The organism is Thermococcus sp. MV11 (genome assembly GCF_012027285.1).
GTDB lineage: Archaea > Methanobacteriota_B > Thermococci > Thermococcales > Thermococcaceae > Thermococcus > Thermococcus cleftensis.
Genome location: NZ_SNUD01000002.1, coordinates 340,849 through 358,035, shown reverse-complemented (window position 1 = coordinate 358,035; position 17,187 = coordinate 340,849). Strand labels below are relative to the sequence as shown.

General features: G+C 55.3%; 16 protein-coding genes. 9 read left to right on the top strand and 7 right to left on the bottom strand.

Annotation, left to right across the window (positions count from 1 at the left end):
* Window positions 1–4 precede the first annotated feature (4 nt).
* Both E3E27_RS07135 and E3E27_RS07130 read right to left on the bottom strand, forming a co-directional pair.
* Complete coding sequence (locus E3E27_RS07135; protein ID WP_014788725.1) at window positions 5–1,327, bottom strand: extracellular solute-binding protein; 1,323 nt, start codon at window positions 1,325–1,327, stop codon at window positions 5–7.
* 151 nt (window positions 1,328–1,478) lie between these two features.
* On the bottom strand, window positions 1,479–3,413 hold the full coding sequence (locus E3E27_RS07130) for an alpha amylase N-terminal ig-like domain-containing protein (RefSeq protein ID WP_167774090.1): 1,935 nt from the start codon (window positions 3,411–3,413) through the stop codon (window positions 1,479–1,481).
* A 71-nt stretch (window positions 3,414–3,484) separates the two neighbouring features.
* Between E3E27_RS07130 and trmBL1 the strand changes: the two genes are divergently transcribed.
* The gene (gene trmBL1 / locus E3E27_RS07125) at window positions 3,485–4,507 is read left to right on the top strand and encodes an HTH-type sugar sensing transcriptional regulator TrmBL1 (protein ID WP_014788723.1); all 1,023 of its coding nucleotides are present in this window, start codon (window positions 3,485–3,487) and stop codon (window positions 4,505–4,507) included.
* Window positions 4,508–4,558: 51 nt separating this feature from the next.
* On the top strand, window positions 4,559–5,905 hold the full coding sequence (locus E3E27_RS07120) for a glycogen synthase (RefSeq protein ID WP_167774089.1): 1,347 nt from the start codon (window positions 4,559–4,561) through the stop codon (window positions 5,903–5,905).
* On the opposite strand, the gene E3E27_RS07115 is transcribed toward E3E27_RS07120, so the two are convergent.
* Complete coding sequence (locus E3E27_RS07115) at window positions 5,902–6,264, bottom strand: ribonuclease P protein component 2 (RefSeq protein ID WP_167774088.1); 363 nt, start codon at window positions 6,262–6,264, stop codon at window positions 5,902–5,904. The genes E3E27_RS07120 and E3E27_RS07115 overlap by 4 nt on opposite strands.
* A 72-nt stretch (window positions 6,265–6,336) precedes the next feature.
* Here E3E27_RS07115 and E3E27_RS07110 point away from each other — a divergent pair, with 72 nt between their 5' ends.
* The 5 genes from E3E27_RS07110 to E3E27_RS10825 all read left to right on the top strand — a co-directional run bounded on the left by E3E27_RS07110 (window position 6,337) and on the right by E3E27_RS10825 (window position 8,938).
* The gene (locus E3E27_RS07110; protein ID WP_167773992.1) at window positions 6,337–7,422 is read left to right on the top strand and encodes a radical SAM protein; all 1,086 of its coding nucleotides are present in this window, start codon (window positions 6,337–6,339) and stop codon (window positions 7,420–7,422) included.
* 118 nt (window positions 7,423–7,540) lie between these two features.
* The gene (locus E3E27_RS07105; protein WP_167773991.1) at window positions 7,541–8,326 is read left to right on the top strand and encodes a hypothetical protein; all 786 of its coding nucleotides are present in this window, start codon (window positions 7,541–7,543) and stop codon (window positions 8,324–8,326) included.
* A 37-nt stretch (window positions 8,327–8,363) separates the two neighbouring features.
* Window positions 8,364–8,594: an antitoxin VapB family protein gene (locus E3E27_RS07100; protein WP_167773990.1), complete on the top strand. Its 231-nt coding sequence runs from the start codon at window positions 8,364–8,366 to the stop codon at window positions 8,592–8,594.
* Window positions 8,564–8,755: a hypothetical protein gene (locus E3E27_RS10830; RefSeq protein WP_371731572.1), complete on the top strand. Its 192-nt coding sequence runs from the start codon at window positions 8,564–8,566 to the stop codon at window positions 8,753–8,755. Before E3E27_RS07100 ends, E3E27_RS10830 begins: the two co-directional genes overlap by 31 nt.
* A 57-nt stretch (window positions 8,756–8,812) precedes the next feature.
* Window positions 8,813–8,938 (top strand): type II toxin-antitoxin system VapC family toxin, encoded by a 126-nt coding sequence (locus tag E3E27_RS10825; RefSeq protein ID WP_371731575.1) that lies wholly within the window; start codon window positions 8,813–8,815, stop codon window positions 8,936–8,938.
* Window positions 8,939–9,102: 164 nt separating this feature from the next.
* Here the strand turns inward: E3E27_RS10825 and ileS are convergent, their stop codons facing one another.
* Complete coding sequence (gene ileS, locus E3E27_RS07090; RefSeq protein WP_167773989.1) at window positions 9,103–12,303, bottom strand: isoleucine--tRNA ligase; 3,201 nt, start codon at window positions 12,301–12,303, stop codon at window positions 9,103–9,105.
* Between the two features lie 250 nt (window positions 12,304–12,553).
* Complete coding sequence (locus tag E3E27_RS07085; protein ID WP_167773988.1) at window positions 12,554–12,919, bottom strand: hypothetical protein; 366 nt, start codon at window positions 12,917–12,919, stop codon at window positions 12,554–12,556.
* Between the two features lie 357 nt (window positions 12,920–13,276).
* Between E3E27_RS07085 and E3E27_RS07080 the strand changes: the two genes are divergently transcribed.
* Complete coding sequence (locus E3E27_RS07080; protein WP_167773987.1) at window positions 13,277–14,356, top strand: hypothetical protein; 1,080 nt, start codon at window positions 13,277–13,279, stop codon at window positions 14,354–14,356.
* Window positions 14,357–14,488: 132 nt separating this feature from the next.
* On the top strand, window positions 14,489–15,913 hold the full coding sequence (locus E3E27_RS07075; protein WP_167773986.1) for a hypothetical protein: 1,425 nt from the start codon (window positions 14,489–14,491) through the stop codon (window positions 15,911–15,913).
* Between the two features lie 5 nt (window positions 15,914–15,918).
* Here E3E27_RS07075 and E3E27_RS07070 read toward each other — a convergent pair whose 3' ends face one another.
* Together E3E27_RS07070 and E3E27_RS07065 are read right to left on the bottom strand one after the other, a co-directional pair.
* Window positions 15,919–16,746: a DMT family transporter gene (locus E3E27_RS07070; RefSeq protein WP_167773985.1), complete on the bottom strand. Its 828-nt coding sequence runs from the start codon at window positions 16,744–16,746 to the stop codon at window positions 15,919–15,921.
* A gap of 30 nt (window positions 16,747–16,776) precedes the next feature.
* Complete coding sequence (locus E3E27_RS07065; RefSeq protein ID WP_014788709.1) at window positions 16,777–17,085, bottom strand: hypothetical protein; 309 nt, start codon at window positions 17,083–17,085, stop codon at window positions 16,777–16,779.
* Window positions 17,086–17,187: the final 102 nt, after the last annotated feature.

Genomic DNA, 17,187 nt, shown 5'->3' with positions numbered 1-17,187 from the left:
ACGGTCAGCCGTTCATGTTGTCGAGTATCTCCTGCTGGTACTTTTTGAGTATGGCCGGTATGTCGGCGTTCTCCGGGTCCTGGAGTATCTCGTTGATGGCGTTCGCGACTCCACCCCAGACGGCGCCCATCTTGGGGCTCTTGGGCATCAGGTAGGCGTGCTGGACGGCCTGTCCAAAGCCGTAGATGACCGGGTCGTTCTGGATCTCGGGGTCGTTGAGGACCTCCTTGAGGACCGGAATGTAGCCGAGCTGAAGAGCGAGCTCCTTAACCGCGGCTGGGTCGGTGGTGAACCACTTGACGAACTTCCAGGCGGCGTCCTTGTTCTTTATACCTGCCGCGAAGTAGATGTCCTTGACTCCACCGTAGGGCCTCGGCCAGTACTCCTTGCCGTCCTTGCTTATGGGCGGCAACGGAACAACGCCGAAGTCAATTCCGGCTTTCTTGACGTCGCTTATGCTCCATGGACCGTTCACCATCATCGGCGCCCTGCCCTCAAGGAATATGCTCTGCTGGGTGCCGTAGTCGGGGCTAGGGGCCATGTAGGGCCAGATGTTCTGGAAGAAGAACTCAAAGCCCTCTATCGTCTCCGGCTGGTCGAGACCGGGCATCTCGGTCGCGTCGTCGAAGTAGTAGCCGCCGAAGGCGTGGGCCCAAGCGGATATGAAGTACGCGTCGATCGGATATGCTATTCCATACTTCTCCTCATCTGGTTTCCAGTGCTCCTCCATTATGGCCTTCATCTCGTCGAAGGTCTTGGGCGGCTCGCTCACCATGTCCTTGTTGTAGATGAGCGCAACGGTCTCGGCGGCGAAGGGCATGGCGTAGAAGTGGCCCTTGTACTGCATGGCATCGACGGCCATCGGGGCAAAGCCGTTGAGTATGTCATCGGTAACGTAGTCGTCAATTGGCTCGAGCATGCCGGCCTCCGCGAACTTGCCTATCCAGTCGTGAGCCCAGATGAAGAGGTCCGGCCCCTGACCGGTGGGTATGGCGGCCTTGAGGGCGCTCTCAAGGTCCGGCTTCTGCTCGAAGGTTATGGTGACGTCCGGGCACATGGCCATGTACTCCTCGGCCAGGCTCTGGAAGACCTCGAGCTCGTTGGGCTGCATCGCGTGCCAGATTACCACCTCACCGCTTCCACAGTCGGTTTCAGGGGTGGTCGTTGTTTCGGTTGGGCTCGGGGAGCTCGTCTCGCTCGGACTGGTGGTCTCGCTCGGACTGCTGGTGGTGCTCGGGCTCTCGCTTCCACCGCTTATGCAGCCGCTGGCCACGACGCTGAGAACCAGAACCCCGACCAAAAGCAGGGCAAACAAACCTTTCCTCATGCTTTTATCACCCGCCTCAATTTTGGGTGGTATAGTATCATCGTCGGTGATATATATATCTTGCGCTCTCCTGTTCAGAGTTGATGACCGTGCACAGATTTGAGCTTCTAGAAAATTTGTGTCGTCCCGGGAGCGTTAGGGAACACTCTTCCTAGCTGGTGTTCGGGGAGTAATTTTTCCAGTACTTGCGTTTAAGACGGGAAAGGAACAGCTTGAAACGGCATTCCTCTGGGGTTTTTGTGTACCTTATCTCCACCCTCACCCTCTCTTTCCCAAGAGCCCTCTCGTAGATTATTTCGTCCCCCTCGAACCTCAGCGGAATGAAATCTCCGAGCTGGAGGGCTTTGCTGCGCTTCCTTAGCTCTATCAGCTTTCTAGTCGTCTCGAGTATCCTCTCGTTCCACCCTTCCGGGTTCCACTCCATCGGGGTCCTTCCGGCGTCAAGGCCCCCTTCCAGCTTTCCCCTCAGCCCGATCTCGTCGCCGTAGAATATCGAGGGGATTCCCTTGTAGGTCATCAGAAAGGCCAGCGCGCAGAGGTACCTTCTTTCGTCGTTCACCAGGTCGATGAAGCGTTCCGTGTCGTGGTTGTCGATGAAGTTGTACATCGCGTACTCCGCGGGACCAAGATGAGCGCTCAGAAGCTCCAGACCGTTGAGGAACTCCCCCGCGTCAATCTCCCGCTCGACGAAGAACCTCAGTATTAGCTCGTAGAGGGGGTAGTTCATCGTCCCGTGGAACTTGTCAAAGAGCCAGAGCCTCGGGTCGTCCATGACCTCCCCGACGAGGTATGCATCTTTTGGGAGGGCTTTCCTCACCTCCCGCCAGAGCTCCGGCGGAACGCCGTGGGCCACGTCGAGCCTCCAGCCGTCCGCACCCTTTTCAAGCCAATGCATCATGACGTCCTTTACGAGTCTCCTTACTTCTGGGTTCTCGTGGTTCAACCTGGGCATCAGCCAGACGGAGTAAAAGCTCTCGTAGTTCCACCCTATCTCCTTCAGCCTCCGGTGCTTCTCCCTCGGAGAAATCTTTGACCTGAGAACCTCCAGGAACTCACCTGAAACCACGGGGAAGCCGGTCACCCTGTAAAAGTCTTTGTAGTCGCTCTCATTCCCCCGGGCTATCAAATCCTGGAAGAAGGGGTGGAAGAAGCTCGTGTGGTGGAAGACGCCGTCGAGAACTAGCTTGATGTCCCTCTTTTTGAGTTCTCCCGCCAGCTTGAGGAAAGTCCCATCTCCCCCGAGCTTTCTATCGATGTGGAAGTAGTCCGTAACGTCGTAGCGGTGGTAGGTCGTGGACTCGAATACCGGGGTTAGGTAGAGGGCGTTTGCGCCCAGGCTTTCGATGTGGTCGAGCCTTCTGATTATCCCCGCCAGGTCGCCGCCGTGGAACCCCTCCCCGGCAAGTGCCCTCCCCCTCGGGGTCCCGGGCAGGCCCCGCTCAAACCTGTCGGGCATTATCTGGTAGAAAACCCTCCCGTGAATCCACCCTGGGGCATTGTATCTGTAAGGTTTCGCCTCGAAGGGGCCAAGTTCGATGGTTTTTCCTTCGGATTCCACGATGAAGGAGTATCTTATGACCCCTTCACCGGGCAGGACCGCCTCGAAGTACTCGAAAAGCCCGTCGAGAGCCTTGCGCTTCATCGGAACCTCGCTCTCATCGAGAATGAGCCGAACCTTCCGGGTTTTTCCCCTCCGGGCCCTCAGGAGAACGTGGGTTCCCCCGGCGATGGAGTACAGGTAGGCGGCGCTCGGCCTGTGGAAAACCTCACCCGGGCCGAGGATCGTCGCCACGCTCACTGTTCTCTCGAACTTGTAGGAAAGGCGCCGGTAGACGGTGGTCTCGGGGTTCTCCGGGTCGGTACCGAAGTTCCCGTCCACGGAGAAGCCGTAGTACCAGACGCCCTCGGGGAGCCTGAGGGTGATTCTCCACCGCTCCCCCTTCCGCTCCATTCGAAAGCTTCCCTCGTTGAAGGCGTTGAAGTTTCCGAGCAGGTAGGCGTATTTTCCCCTGGCCGGTATCGAGAACTCCACCCTGGCAACCCTTCCGAACCTCCAGTCCGGTTCGAACCCGAAAATTTTATACACCTTCACCACCAGGTATCACTACTGATGAATAAACTCGCGCGAGTGAAACTTAAAAGGTTGGGGGTTTTGGCATGCACGAAGAGGAAATCGTTGAGAAGCTCCAGAAGCTCGGTCTGACCAAGTATGAGAGCTTAGCCTACATCACTCTCCTCAAGCTCGGCCCTAGCAAGGCCACGGACATAACGAAGGAGAGCGGCATTCCCCACACTAGGGTGTACGACGTCCTCAGCTCGCTCCACAGAAAGGGTTTCGTCGATGTGATGCAGGGCTCTCCGAGGCTCTACAAGCCCGTCAATCCCGAGGTCGTTCTGGAGAAGATAAAGGAGGACTTCATAGAGGACATCGAGAACCTCAAGGTGGCCTTCCTCGAGCTCTACCGCGAGGTTCACGGTGAGGATTTACCGGAGATATGGACCATACAGGGCTTTGAGAACACCGTGGAAAGGGCTGAATATGTCATAAGGACCGCCAAGCACGAGGTTCTTATCAACACGCCTTTCGAGTTCCTCCAGCTCCTCAAGAGCGAGATAAGGGCCAGGAAGGACATAATCTTCGTCATAATCAGCAACTTCGACGAGATTCCCGACTGGCTCAAGGGTGACAACATAATGCTCGCGAGGAGTGGAGGTGCGCCCTGGCTCATGGCAAGCTGGATAATCGGCGACATCGACTACGCCCTCTTCTTCGGTGCCCTGCCGAAGGACAAGAGGAGGGAGAAGTTTTACTCCTTCTGGGCCAAAAGCCCAAAGATTATCCAAAACTACATGCACTGGTTTTACACGATATACCTCGACAACAGCGAGGTCATCAAGCCTTTAAGCTACTCAGCAGTTCCAAAGCCCCTCTCCCTCGTGAACATAAGAACCCTCATCACCCTCCTCAAGTACGTCGAGCTTCCCAGAAGGATAGAGGTCGTTGGCAGGCTCGTGGATACCAAGGAGCCGGTAACCCTCGATGGAAAGGTAACCGAGTACGAATACACCCCACTGACCGCGAACATAACAGTCCGAGCCGACGGAAGGGAATGGAAGGTCGGGGGAATCGGCAGCTACTTTGAGGACGTCGAGGGGGAGAAGTTCATTCTCCTTGAGTGAACTTTTCTTTTCCGTCTTGATACCGCTTGATCTCTAAATCGGGTGATGACAATGAAGATTCTGATTTTGGGGTTCGAGTACCTCCCGGTCAAGGTGGGGGGCCTGGCGGAGGCCATAACGAGCATGGCCGAGGGGTTGGCCAAGCTTGGTAACGAGGTTCTCGTTTTCACCCCCGACCACGGCAGGGGATTGGGCAAACCGGTCCACTCCTTCGGAATAATCTTTGAGGGGAGGGAGGTGAGCATAACGGCGAGGAAGAGGGAGCAGAACGGCGTAACCGTCTATGCCCTCTCCGGGGACGTCCTCGATACCGACGTTTACCCCGATTGGGAGACGCTCCTCAGAAAGGCCGTTCTCTTCGGAAAAGCGAGCGTCGGGCTGATGAACGAGCTTATTGAAACCTTCAAGCCGGACGTAATCCACGCCCACGACTGGCACACGGTCTTTGCCCTCGGCCTCTTGAAGAAATACTTCGGGACAAGGAGCGTCTTCACGATCCACAGGCTCAACAAGGCCAGGATTCCAGCCCACTACTTCGGCGAGGCAAACCTCGCTGAACTTGCCCCCTACCCTGAAATGGATCCCGAGCACACCGCCGCCTATATAGCCGATGCCGTGACGACCGTCAGCAGGAGCTACTTGTGGGAGGAGTGGGGGTTCTTTGGGCACTTCGACGGCAAGGTTACCCACGTCTTCAACGGCATAGACTGCTCCTTCTGGAACGAGGAACTCATGGAGACGAAGGACCTCCCAAGGGAAGAGAGGAGAAGGCTCGTCCTGGAGCGCTTTGGGTTGGGCGACGGGAAGGCCTTCCTCTTCATAGGTCGCTTCGACAGGGCACAGAAGGGCGTTGATACGCTCCTCCGGGCGGTTGAAATACTATCGAGCGACCCAGCCTTCGGTGAGATGCGCTTCCTCATCGTTGGGAAGGGTGACCCCGAACTGGAGGCGTGGGCGAGAGCGGTTCAAAACCGCTTCCCTGAAAACGTAAGGGTGATAACCGAACTCCTGAGCAGGGAAACCGTCCGCGAGCTCTACGGCTCGGTGGACTTCACCGTAATCCCGTCCTACTTCGAGCCCTTCGGTCTTGTTCAGCTTGAGGCGATGTGCCTCGGAGCCATACCCATCGCGAGCGCCGTTGGTGGGCTAAAGGACACTATAATAGACATCAACTCCGACCCGGAGAACGCCACTGGAATTCTTGTCCCTCCGAGGGACGCGTTCGCATTGGCGAGGGCGCTGGTTCTGGCGAAGGAGATAGACAAGGAGACCCTGAGAAAGCTCCGCGAGAACGGTAAGAGGAGGGCGAGGAAGGACTTCACCTGGGAGAACGCGTGCGGGAGGTACATTAAAGTCTATGATGGGGTGGTTGATAAGGCCGTTCCCTTCCTGCGCTAACGCCACCCGTACTCGGCCAGGAACTTTCTTTTCAACCTCTTTATGGTTCCCGAAACGCCGAGGGTTCTGAACATCGCCTTCGAACCGTTTATCTCCGTAACCAGTGTCAGGGCGAAGCGGAGCTCCTCAACGTGCTTTCTATCAACGCGCACTATCCCAGTCTGGCTCTTCTCGTCGAACTTGATGAACCACGGCTTGGCCTTAGCCGAGCCGAGGGTTCCGAGGGTTGAAATGCTCGCCTCCCAGATGGTCCGCTTTATCTCGTCCTTCGTGAAGGCCCTCTCTCCAATGACCTGGAATGCTATGTAGCGGTGCTTGTCCCTCAGGGTGGGCGGCAGGTACTTAGGCTTCTCCCTCATAGGCATCTGCACAACTTTGCCCGCCAACCTTTTTAAGCCCTCCCCCTCGTTTAGGGTTAGCGAGGTGAGTGAATGGTCTGGGAGACGCCTTACTTTTCGTACGCCGTTCGCGAGCTGCCAAAGGGCTGCCAGCTCTGCGTTAGGGGTGAGAAGCTCGTCCTCTTCACCACTGGAAAATGCCCTCGTGACTGCTTCTACTGCCCCCTGAGCGAGCACAGGAGGGGAGACGTCGTCTACGCCAACGAGAGGCCGGTGAGAAGCCTTGATGATATAATCGAAGAGGCCCTGCTGATGGAGGCGAAGGGAGCGGGAGTTACGGGCGGCGACCCTCTCGCGAGGCTCGATAGAACCGTTGAGTACATTCGGGTCCTCAAGGAGGCCTTTGGCCGGGACTTTCACGTCCACCTCTACACCACCGGTGCTTTGGCCACGAAGAAGAACCTTGAGAAGCTCTATGACGCCGGCCTGGACGAGATACGCTTTCACCCCGATCTCTTCAACCCGAACTCAAGGCTCTTCAGGATCGAGATAGAGAACATAAGGAACGCCTTCGACTTCGACTGGGACATCGGCGGCGAGATTCCCTCCGTTCCGGGCCAGTTCGAGAGGATGAGGTGGTACGCTGAATTCCTCGACGGCCTCGGCGCGAAGTTCCTCAACGTGAACGAGCTGGAGTTCAGCGAGACGAACCTAAGGGCGATTCTCGACAGGGGTTACAAGCCTGTGAGCGACGAGAGCGCGGCCATCAAAGGCTCCCTTGAGCTGGGCCTTAAATTGCTCGAATGGGGCGAGGAGAACACCTCCCTGAGCTACCACCTGTGCACGGCCAGGCTGAAGGATGCGGTCCAGCTCAAGAACAGGCTGAGGAGGATGGCGAGGAACGTTGCAAGGCCCTACATGGAGATAACCGAGGACGGGACGCTCCGCTTCGGCATAGCGGAATACGACGACCTTGACGAACTCTACACGCTCCTCGTGGAGGAGGCCGAGGTTCCGCCTGAGTGGCTCCACATCAACAGGGAGAAGGGAAGGATAGAGATGCCCGAGGAAGTGGCTTTAGAGCTGGCGGAAGCGGTGGAGGGTGACGTGAGGTTCTTCATCGTGGAGGAGTACCCGACCTTCGACAGGCTTGAGGTGGAGAGGGTTCCGCTGCCATGAGCCTGCTTTTGCCCTTTTACTATCCTAAGTTGTTGGTTATGGGGGCGTAAGTAACTTGCGGGGGCATAAGTTATAAGAGTTTCGAAAAGGTTATTTACCTTCGGGAATATTAACCACCATGCGGGTCTTTGTCAGGGACTACCTCCTTCCCTGGGCATTCATTGTCGTCTTTTGGTTCGCCCTCTGGCTTATCGTCCATCCAATGCGGGAACGCCTCAACGCCGTTAGCCTTCTAATCGTTTTCTTTCTCCTTGGAGTCTTCATCGCCGTTGCCCTTTACTTCGTAGGGAAAGCCCTTGAACGCTACGGCTACTCCCGCAATGACATAAGGCACCTTCCGGAGATAATCGAGAAAACCCACGGGAGGCTCTACCTTCCGAAAGAGGTGTTCAATATCGTCGGCGACGCCCTTGTCTTCTGGGGTATCTTTGCGTGGGCCCTTCTGGCGACGGGAGACCCAATGATGGGACTTCTAAGCGGAGTTGCAATGTTTGCTGAAATCATTGCCTTCTTAGTTCTTTTGGTCTCAATGGTCATATGGGTTATTATCTTTCCCCATTCCCTCTACCGGCTCTTCACCGGGAGGGAGCCGGACAGGGGGCTTTTGATTGGGGTTCCCATAAAGCAGAACCTCCTCTGCACGGCAGTCCTCGTCGCGGTCAGGCTCATAGCGCTTTATTCAAACTATCCAGCGAGTGATGATTTTATTGGGAAGATGGTGGCATTTGGAAGGAACACGGAGCTGGTGGTCTCGCTCCTTGAGCTTTCGGGCCTAAACTTTCTGTTCGGTATAATCGGCCTCTACGGGCTGAGAAAGAGCAGAAAGCTGACAGCGCTGGCATTGACTCTCATCGTCCTTGCGGAGCTGTGGGTTGCTTGGGGAATGCTCACGGGCAAATTTTAAATATTTCGTGCATGCATGCACTTATAGGTGGGGAACGTTGGGAAAAACGATAACCATAGCGGATGATGTTTACTACGAGCTCGTCAGGATGAAGGGAAACAAGAGCTTCTCGGAGCTTTTGAGGGAGCCCATAGGCAAGAACAAGAAGGGCAATCTGGACGTTCTGATGATCGCCTTCGGGACGAGAACACCTGAAGAACTTGAAGAGCTAAAGCGGGAGCTTGAGGAGGTTGAAGAATGGATGGACTCCTGGACACCAACGTGGTAATCGGGCTGTTCGGTGGGAACAGGAAAGTCGTCGAGGCGCTCTACCGGGAGGGAGCCAGGGAATATCATCTACCGACCATCGTTCTCTTTGAGCTCCACTGCGGCCATCTGAAGGAGAGAGGAGCTGATGCTCGAGATGATGCCCAAAGTCGAGTTCGATGAGAACTCCGCAAAAATAGCCGGGGCAATTTTCAGGGACCTCCTGAAGAAGGAAAAAGACTGCCGTTTAAGGACCTCTTAATAGCTTCCACTGCCATAGCGCACAACGCAACGCTCTACACCTGCGATGACGACTTCAAGCGCTTCGAGGAGTACGGGCTGAAGGTGAAGGTTCTGGAAAAATGACCCAATGTGTTCCTTGTCCGCTCTTTTACCCCTGCTCTTTAAAGACCAGGCGTGAAACTACGTCACTGCTTGGAATTAGCAGGCGGATTAATTGCCCTACCTTGACTTTCTCTTTCCATGCCATAAACGCAATAACAAGGGGAAAAGAAGGTAGAAGGACCGACTTACTCCACCTTCTCAATCCCTATCTTCGCCTGAACCTCTGGCCACTCGACAACGTAGCCCTTGGCTTCCCCGAAGCGAACTTCCACAGCTCTGGTCTCCTTTTTCACATAGTCGAGGTTCTCGCTGAGGAGCTCGCGGTTCTCGTCGGTGGTCTCTATGGTAACCACTATCCTGTCGTTCACGTCGAGGTCAAGCCTCTTGCGCATCTCCTGTATCCTCCTGACGAACTCCCTCGCGAGGCCCTCAGCCAAAAGCTCCCTCGTGAGGGTCTTGTCCACGAAGACCCTTCCGCCCTCGAAGTCCTCAGCAACGAGGAAGTCCGGCAGCTTCTCCTCCACGCTCAGGTGCTCCCTGGTGAGGTGGAAGGTCTTTCCTTCGAGCTCGACGTCCATCTCGCCCCTCTCGTAGAGCTCCCTTCCGTGCTCGTTTATCCACGCTATCACGAGCCTTGCATCACCCTTGAACTCGGGGCCAACTTTCGCGAAGTTCGGCTTGATGACGAGCTCCCTCTCCACTTTGCCAACGACGACCTCCTTGGCGTTGAGCTGGTCGCGGAGTATTCTGTTGAGCCTCTCGACGGCCTTTGCCACGGTCTCGTCCTCGGTCTCTACGACTATCCTCCTGACCGGGTAGCGGAGCTTTATCCTGGCCCTCTGCCTTGCTGATGAGCCGGCCTCGACGATTCTCCTGACGTACTCCATCTCCCTCTCAAGCTCCTCGTCCCTGGTGCCCTCCTCGACCTTCGGCCAGTCGAGCATGTGGACGCTCTCGACTCCAACGAACGGCCTCAGCATGTTCTGGTATATCTCCTCCGCTATGTAGGGCGTGAAGGGAGCCATAAGCCTCAGCAGGACGTCAAAGACCTTCCAGACGGTGTAGTAAGCGGCTAACTTGTCCGGGTCGTCGCCCTCGACCCACATGCGCTTCCTTATGAGCCTCACGTACCACCTGCTCAAATCCTCGACCACGAAGTTGTAGATGGCCCTCGTTGCCTTGGTGAGTCTGAAGGTCTCTATTCCCTCGGTGACCTCGTCGATAAGCCCGTTAACCCTGCTGAGTATCCATCTATCCTCCTCGCGGAACGGAAGCTCCTCCGGCTTGAGCCTGGTAGGATCAAAGTTGTCGAGGCTCATGTAGGTGGCGCTGAGAACGTAGACGTTCCAGAGTATGTTAAGCATCCTCTTGACCTGCTCAAGGCCCTTCCAGCTGAAGCGCAGGTTCTCCCAGGGGTTCGTCGCCCAGAGCATGTAGAACCTGAAGGGGTCCCGTCCCTCCTTCTGGACGACCTCCTCCGGCCTTATGATGTTGCCGAGGCTCTTGCTCATCTTGTCGCCCTTCTCGTCGAGAACGTATCCGTGCATCGCCACGTGCCTGTAAGGGACGGTGTCGAAGGCTATAACCGAAGCCGCCTGCTGGGAGTAGAACCACTTGGTGACCTGGTCCTCGCCCTCGACGATGAAATCAGCGGGCCAGAGCTTCTCGAAAAGCTCCCTGTTGCGCGGGTAGTCCAGCGAAGCCCAGCTCGCTATTCCGCTGTCGAACCACACATCTACAACGTCCTTGACGCGCCTCATCTCCTTGCCGTTGACCTTTATGATGAAGGCATCCACGTAGGGCCTGTGCAGGTCTTCTGGGCCAAGCTTCTCCTCTATGGCCTTGAGCTTCTCCTCGTAGCTCTCCGGGAGCTCTATTCTCTCGCCGTTCACCTCTATCGCGACGCTCAGCTCAACGAGCTCCTTAAACGAGCCGACGATATATATTTCCCCATCCTCGCTCTGCCATATCGGGAGCGGTATTCCCCAGTAGCGTTGCCTGCTTATGACCCAGTCGCCCGAGTTCATGACACCGTTGTCGTAGCGCACCTTCACCCAGTCCGGGTACCAGGTCACCTTCTCGTCGTTCTCCTTGATTATTTTATCCTTCACCCTGCTGACCTTGAGGAACCACTGGTCGGTTGCGCGGAATATGAGCGGGGTCTTACAGCGCCAGCAGTGCGGGTACTTGTGCTCTATCTCGCCAGCCTTCACGAGGTAGCCCTTTTCGCGAAGGTGCTCGATTATCTCCTTATCGGCGTCTTTGACATAGACTCCTTTCCACCTGCCCTCTGTGTACCTTCCTTGATCATCAACCGGGCTGTAAACCGGCAAACCATAGCGCTGACCGACCTCGAAGTCCTCCTCACCGTGGCCGGGGGCGGTGTGAACCAAACCCGTACCGTCCTCCAAAGTTACGTGCTCGCCGAGGATAACCCTGTGCGCCCACTCGTACCTTTCGCGGAACTCCTTTTGGGCTGGATACTCGTCCATGAGGACGTGGACGTAGCGGAGTCCCTCAAGCTCTTCTCCCTTGAACTCATCAACTATCTCTCCCCTGACGCCGACCTCGTTGAGAACGCGCTCGACGAGGGCCTTCGCTATTATCCAGTACTCCTCCCCGTTCTCGGTCTCGACCTTAACCTTGGCGTACTCGTATTCGGGGTGAACGGTGACGGCCAGGTTGGCGGGGAGCGTCCACGGTGTCGTCGTCCAGATGAGGAGGTACTCGTTCTCCCTGCCCTCAACCGGGAACTTGACGTATATGCTCGGGTCTTTCCTGAGCTTGTACTCACCGCGGACCTCGTGTTCAGCCAGGGCAGTCTCACAGCGCGGGCACCAGTGGAGGACGCGCTTGTCCTTCTCAAGCAGGCCCTTCTCCCAGGCGCGCTTGAGCGTGAACCAGCCCGATTCGATGTACTCGTTCTTTATCGTCATGTATGGCTCGTCCCAGTCCATCCAGACGCCGAGCATCTTGAACTGCTCCGTCATGACCCTGAGGTTGTTGAGGGCGAACTCCTTGCACTTCCTGATGAAGTTGTCGACGCCTATCTCGGTCTCTATGTCCTTCTTGGTCTTGAGCCCGAGGGCCTGCTCGACCTTGACCTCTATCGGAAGGCCATGCATGTCGAAGCCCGGCTGCCTGCGGACGTTGTAGCCCTGCATCGTCCTGAACCTTATCACCATGTCCTTGATTATCTTGTTCCAGGCGGTTCCGAGGTGTATTGCACCGCTGACGTAGGGCGGCCCGTCGAGGAAGTAGTACTTCGGGCCTTCAGCTCTGCTCGCTTTCACCTTCTCATAGACGCTGTTCTCCTGCCAAAAGTGCTCTATTTTCTCTTCAAGCTTTCCTGGGTTGTACTCCCTAAACTCCGGTTCCCGTATCATGTTAAAACCCTCCAGAAATGATCTTTATGATGGACTACCCTAGAACAGGGAGACTCAAGCCGCGAAACGGGCGAAGCGGAGGATAAAACACTCCCCCCTCATGGGCATCGGGGCAGAATTGGGAACTTCCCTTATAAGGTTTTTGGATAGAAAAGCCCGCAGTATAAAACTGTGCCCTCCCCGACCGCCCCCCGGTCACCTCTCGCGGGGGTGTGAGAGGGGAGGGCGTAGAAGGTAGGAGTTCAAAATTTTAAACCTGACGCTCCTCCTCGGGCTCACCTTTGCGCCTGCTCTCGTTCTTTATGACCTGCATCACGTAGTCGATGAACCTCCTGACTTCCTCGAGCTCCTCCTCGGGTATGTCCTGGATTTTCTTGTTCTTGCCCTTGTACGTGAGCAGTTTGAGGAGCGCGAGCCTCCCGAGCGCCGTCCTGGTACTTATCTCGCCGTTCTTCCAGTCGCGCCATATTGCGTTTGCTATGCCGTAGAACTCCGGAATGCTGTCCAGTCCTGGGTCACCAACGTCTATGACCTCCTTTCCGAGGTACTTGTAGCGCTTCTCCTTCTCCTCCTTCGAGAACTCCTTGGTTTTCTCCTTGATGTACGCGTGTACCATGACAGTTCCCCCCTATTTTTCTTGAGTACTGTTCTGGTCCAATATTTTTTAACTTTTTGTTTCTAAAGGTGTTGTGCTGTCCTCAATGATATTCGAAATGTGCCGTCTGATTTGTATAACCAAGTTGTTGATCTTGGACATTTGCCAGCCAATTGATACGGTGTTCAATTTTTGGATCCGTTCCAATTAGAAACGATTTTGTTAATGATCGGAACTTTTAATAACGAAAATTTTAAATAACATTACTTTAGTATATGACTATGGGAATAAACACTATATCAAACTTTGAACCTGCCCCTGCTGAAATCGAACTCCCGATGATGTAATCCTGATATCGTCCCCTGGGAGGGAGGAACCATGGCAGGGGCAAGGCTCTGGAAGGCCCTGTTTGTGTTGTTTGTTAGCCTTGCAATGGTAACAGTGCCGATTGTCAGTGCAGGTACCGAGGCCAGCAGCGGCGGACAGTTCAGCATTGGAGCAGTGGCTCCTCAGGTCACCGACGTCAAGTTCTACCTCGACGATCACACCACCCAGACCACCAGTGCAACCCCGGGCAATGCCTACTGGATCGACATAACCATCAGTGACGTTAACACGATGGACGACATAAAGGAGATAACCATCTGGTTCTACTATGACACGAACAACACCAAGGTTGGTCCGCTCCCGGCTGGAGACACAGATCCGAGCAGCTATGTGATACTCAAGTACGTTAGAACGCCCTTCAGCGACCAGCCAGGGACCTGGAAGTTCTACGACGCCACGGGCAATGAGATAGGCACCACGTTTGGAACCTGGCAGATAATAAGCCAGGTTGATCCGCAGACCTGGGACCAGAGTACGGGCACCTTTAGCGTTGAGATCATAGTCGGCAAGGTTGCGAGGGAGGCCAACGATGGTATTGCCGGTGGAGACTGGGACTTCCAGGTGAAGGTCGTGGACAACGAGGCCCTTGAAAGTAACGTCTACACCGGCTATGGTTATACCGTCAACTGGTATGGGGAGATATGGGTCACCAGCAGCTTCGCCTTTGGTACCGTTAGCCCGCAGAGCAATGACAACCCACTGACCTCTCCGAGCACCGGGTACCTCGATGTCTACGTCATCAGCAACGGTAACTATGACGTCAATGTCAAGAGCGATGCCACTTGGACGGGTGTTAACAACAACAGCAGGACGGTCAGTGTTGTTACTGCCACGCCAGGAGACAAGCAGATACTCCTCAAGATCAACACCAACAACGACCCCTCTACCGCAGGAGCCATAGCAAGCACCTACACCCTCTGGCTGGACAACCAGGCGGGGCCGACCCAGGACGGTGATGCCAGTGCCGGGCAGGGAGCCCACCACTACGCTTACATGTGGCTTGACGTCGGTAGCAACATTGATCAGGACACCTACGTTGGGCACGTCTACTTCCAGGTGACCAACGCCTGAGGCCTCAGCTGATGTCTCTTGACTTTCTTTTTTGCTCTGTTTTGGCAGAGCCTGTCTTGATTTTGTCCGGGATTTCGGACCCCCGTAGAATTTAAATACTTTAAGTGTTTAAATTTGTAGGGGGTGGTGACGATGGAATGGAGTAGGGTACCCTTGATTCCACTCCTGCTGTTGTTACTTCTAGCACCTGGAGTTGCAGGTTACATCGGTGTTTCCGGTGATTTCTATTCGCACACGTATTACGTGCCGATTGGGGGTACAGTCACGGGCTCCACAGTGGTTATAAGCAACCCCTCAAACGAGACTATCCATGTTAGAATGACTTACCAGGTGACCCCCCAGACGGATCTCCTCACCGTCGAGTTCTCAGAGAACGAGTTTATTCTTCAACCGGGGGAGCGTAAGGTTGTCTACGTTACCCTTAAAGCCGCTCCCAACTGCCCTCCCGGAAACTACACGGTCACCGTGGGCGGTGAGGAAATAAAGCAGGTGGGCAACGTCAGCGTGGCAACTCCATCGGGCGCCCTGAAGGCAACTGTTATCGTAACAGGAGAAGGTGCCAGAGTAACGATCACCACAGTTGATGTAACAGGCAACGTTGTTCCGGTTGATCTGGTTCTCCTTTCGATGCCCTCCAAGTACCCTATAAAGCGTACCGACACGGGAAAACTTGAGGCCATCGTTGCCCCTGGCAAATACCGCGCCGAGGCGTACCTCGCTGGCCAGCTTCTCAATGCAACCGAGTTTGAGATCGGTCCGAACGAGGAGAAGGAGGTTAGGCTTGTTGTTAAGACGGTTTACTTCGTGGCTTTCGATGTAGTCCCGGCGAAGAATTCCGAAGGGAGGATCGGTTATGCCTATGTGGTGGCGACCGTCAGAAACCTTTTCAAACCACTAAAAGACGCGGAGGTTGTTCTGAGAGTCAGCTACAACGGAAAACCTGTTGAAAATGTTAGTGTTTCTAAGATGCCGCTCCTTCCCCTCAATGACACGGAGTTCAAGTACAACTACGTCCCGATTGAGGGATGGAAACCTGGAAAATACGAGTTCCAGATGCTCCTGTACTCAAGCGGCAAGCTCTATGCGAAGACCGAAATAAAGACCCTGGAAGTTACCGCAGAGATGGCGGGGGTTGGTATGGGGCAAGCCAGTCCAAGCCAGGCGGAGGAGGAGAAAACTAACGTCTACCTCTACATCGGGCTTGGGGCGCTGATCTTGGTGGTGCTGGCGTTACTGGCCTTCAGAAAGAAGAGCCCAATCAAGGTCACCACTGCTGAGATAAGAGACGGAAAGCTCACCGTCAGAGTGGAGAACACCTCCAACAGGGAGGCCATGCTATTGCGTCTCAGGATCCTCGCCCTGCCCAGCAAGGTGGAGATAACGGACATCAGGAAACCAAAGCTCGTGGGAGGAGGCAAGAAGATTGCTGGAAAGTCCATCGGAACCATCGAGGTTCCGGACGACGACGGCTCAATACGGGACGCCATGGAAAGCGGCGGAATTCTTGTTCGGGTTGAGACTAATATCGGAGTGAGCGAAGCCAAGTTTAAGACTTAAACCCCTTACCCTTTTCTAATCTCATTCCATATCCCCGCCATTATCAGCGTCGCCCCGAGGTAGCCCCGGGGACTCAGGACCTCTCCTATGGTTAGAAACGCCGCGACGTGGCCGAATATCGGCTCGGCCGAGTAAATAAGTGCCGCCTTGTGTGCCCTCGTGTTCCTCTGGTGCTTCACCTGGAGCGTGAAGGCTATCACCGTTGCAAAGACCGAGGTGTACAGGATTCCGGCCCAGGGCAGCGGGTCGGTCGGGAATGTGAAGGGCTCGGCGACGAGCGCAAAGGCCAGCGAAAAGACGAAGTTCCACGTTATCTGCCAGAAGGCCAGGCTGAGGTAGTCCTTCTCTCCAAAGCGCTGGACGAGCACTATCTGGAAGGCAAAGCTCAGGGCGCACAGGACGGTGAGCATGTCGCCGTAGTTGAAGTTCAGGCTCGCTCCGGAGATGAGGTAGAGGCCGGTGAGGGCTATCGCGAGTGAAGCAGCATCTCTAAGCTTGAGCCCCTCCCTCAGCAGGAAGTAGGCTATGAATGGCGTGAAGACGACGTAGAGCGAGGTTATGAAGGCGGAGTTCGAGGCGGTGGTGTACTTCAGCCCGACTATCTGGAAGCCGTGGCCGAAGAAGAGGGTCGCCCCCAGGATGAAGCCCTCCCTGAAGGTTTCCCTCTTAAGGACCCTTTCGCGGAAAATCAGCAGCATCAGGAGCGAGGCTATGCCGAAGCGGTACGCCAGAAAGAGTATCGGAGGCAGGTAGGCAAGGCTAACCTTCATGGCGGGGAAAGTAAAGCCCCATATAGCAGTGATACCGAGGAGTATCAGCTCGGAGCGGTTCATCGAGCCGAGTTGTCGGGGAGGTTTAAAAGGTTACTCACCGGGTCCGTTGATACAGCCCATGTTCATGGACAGGAGCATCTCAACGTATCCGGACTCAAGGTTTTCCTTTATTTTATCCGCCAGGGCTTTGAACTCCTCGACTGTGAGCGGTCTCTTGGTCTTCAGCCACTTAATTTTTCCGTCGTTCTTGTCGAGGATTACTATCTCCCCCTCCGTGATAAGGGGCACGTAGTTCATCTTTATCCCGTACAGCTCCTCGGCGAAGGCCAGCTTCGCCCTCATTAGCTCCAGGTAGTTGGCCAGGTCTTCACCCAGAATCCTCCTGAACTCGCGCTCCATTCTCCCACCGATTGACACTCAATGCACAGGTTTATTAATCTATCGGGCACATCTGGGTAAAAATGCCCTCCAATTTCTCCGAAACCCAAATAAGGGCCGGTA

Coding starts and splice junctions, on each gene's coding strand:
- E3E27_RS07135 (WP_014788725.1), bottom strand. CDS start 1,327: ATGAGGAAAGGTTTGTTTGCCCTGCTTTTGGTCGGGGTTCTGGTTCTC.
- trmBL1 (WP_014788723.1), top strand. CDS start 3,485: ATGCACGAAGAGGAAATCGTTGAGAAGCTCCAGAAGCTCGGTCTGACC.
- E3E27_RS07120 (WP_167774089.1), top strand. CDS start 4,559: ATGAAGATTCTGATTTTGGGGTTCGAGTACCTCCCGGTCAAGGTGGGG.
- E3E27_RS07115 (WP_167774088.1), bottom strand. CDS start 6,264: ATGAGGGAGAAGCCTAAGTACCTGCCGCCCACCCTGAGGGACAAGCAC.
- E3E27_RS07110 (WP_167773992.1), top strand. CDS start 6,337: ATGGTCTGGGAGACGCCTTACTTTTCGTACGCCGTTCGCGAGCTGCCA.
- E3E27_RS07105 (WP_167773991.1), top strand. CDS start 7,541: ATGCGGGTCTTTGTCAGGGACTACCTCCTTCCCTGGGCATTCATTGTC.
- E3E27_RS10830 (WP_371731572.1), top strand. CDS start 8,564: ATGGATGGACTCCTGGACACCAACGTGGTAATCGGGCTGTTCGGTGGG.
- ileS (WP_167773989.1), bottom strand. CDS start 12,303: ATGATACGGGAACCGGAGTTTAGGGAGTACAACCCAGGAAAGCTTGAA.
- E3E27_RS07085 (WP_167773988.1), bottom strand. CDS start 12,919: ATGGTACACGCGTACATCAAGGAGAAAACCAAGGAGTTCTCGAAGGAG.
- E3E27_RS07080 (WP_167773987.1), top strand. CDS start 13,277: ATGGCAGGGGCAAGGCTCTGGAAGGCCCTGTTTGTGTTGTTTGTTAGC.
- E3E27_RS07075 (WP_167773986.1), top strand. CDS start 14,489: ATGGAATGGAGTAGGGTACCCTTGATTCCACTCCTGCTGTTGTTACTT.
- E3E27_RS07070 (WP_167773985.1), bottom strand. CDS start 16,746: ATGAACCGCTCCGAGCTGATACTCCTCGGTATCACTGCTATATGGGGC.
- E3E27_RS07065 (WP_014788709.1), bottom strand. CDS start 17,085: ATGGAGCGCGAGTTCAGGAGGATTCTGGGTGAAGACCTGGCCAACTAC.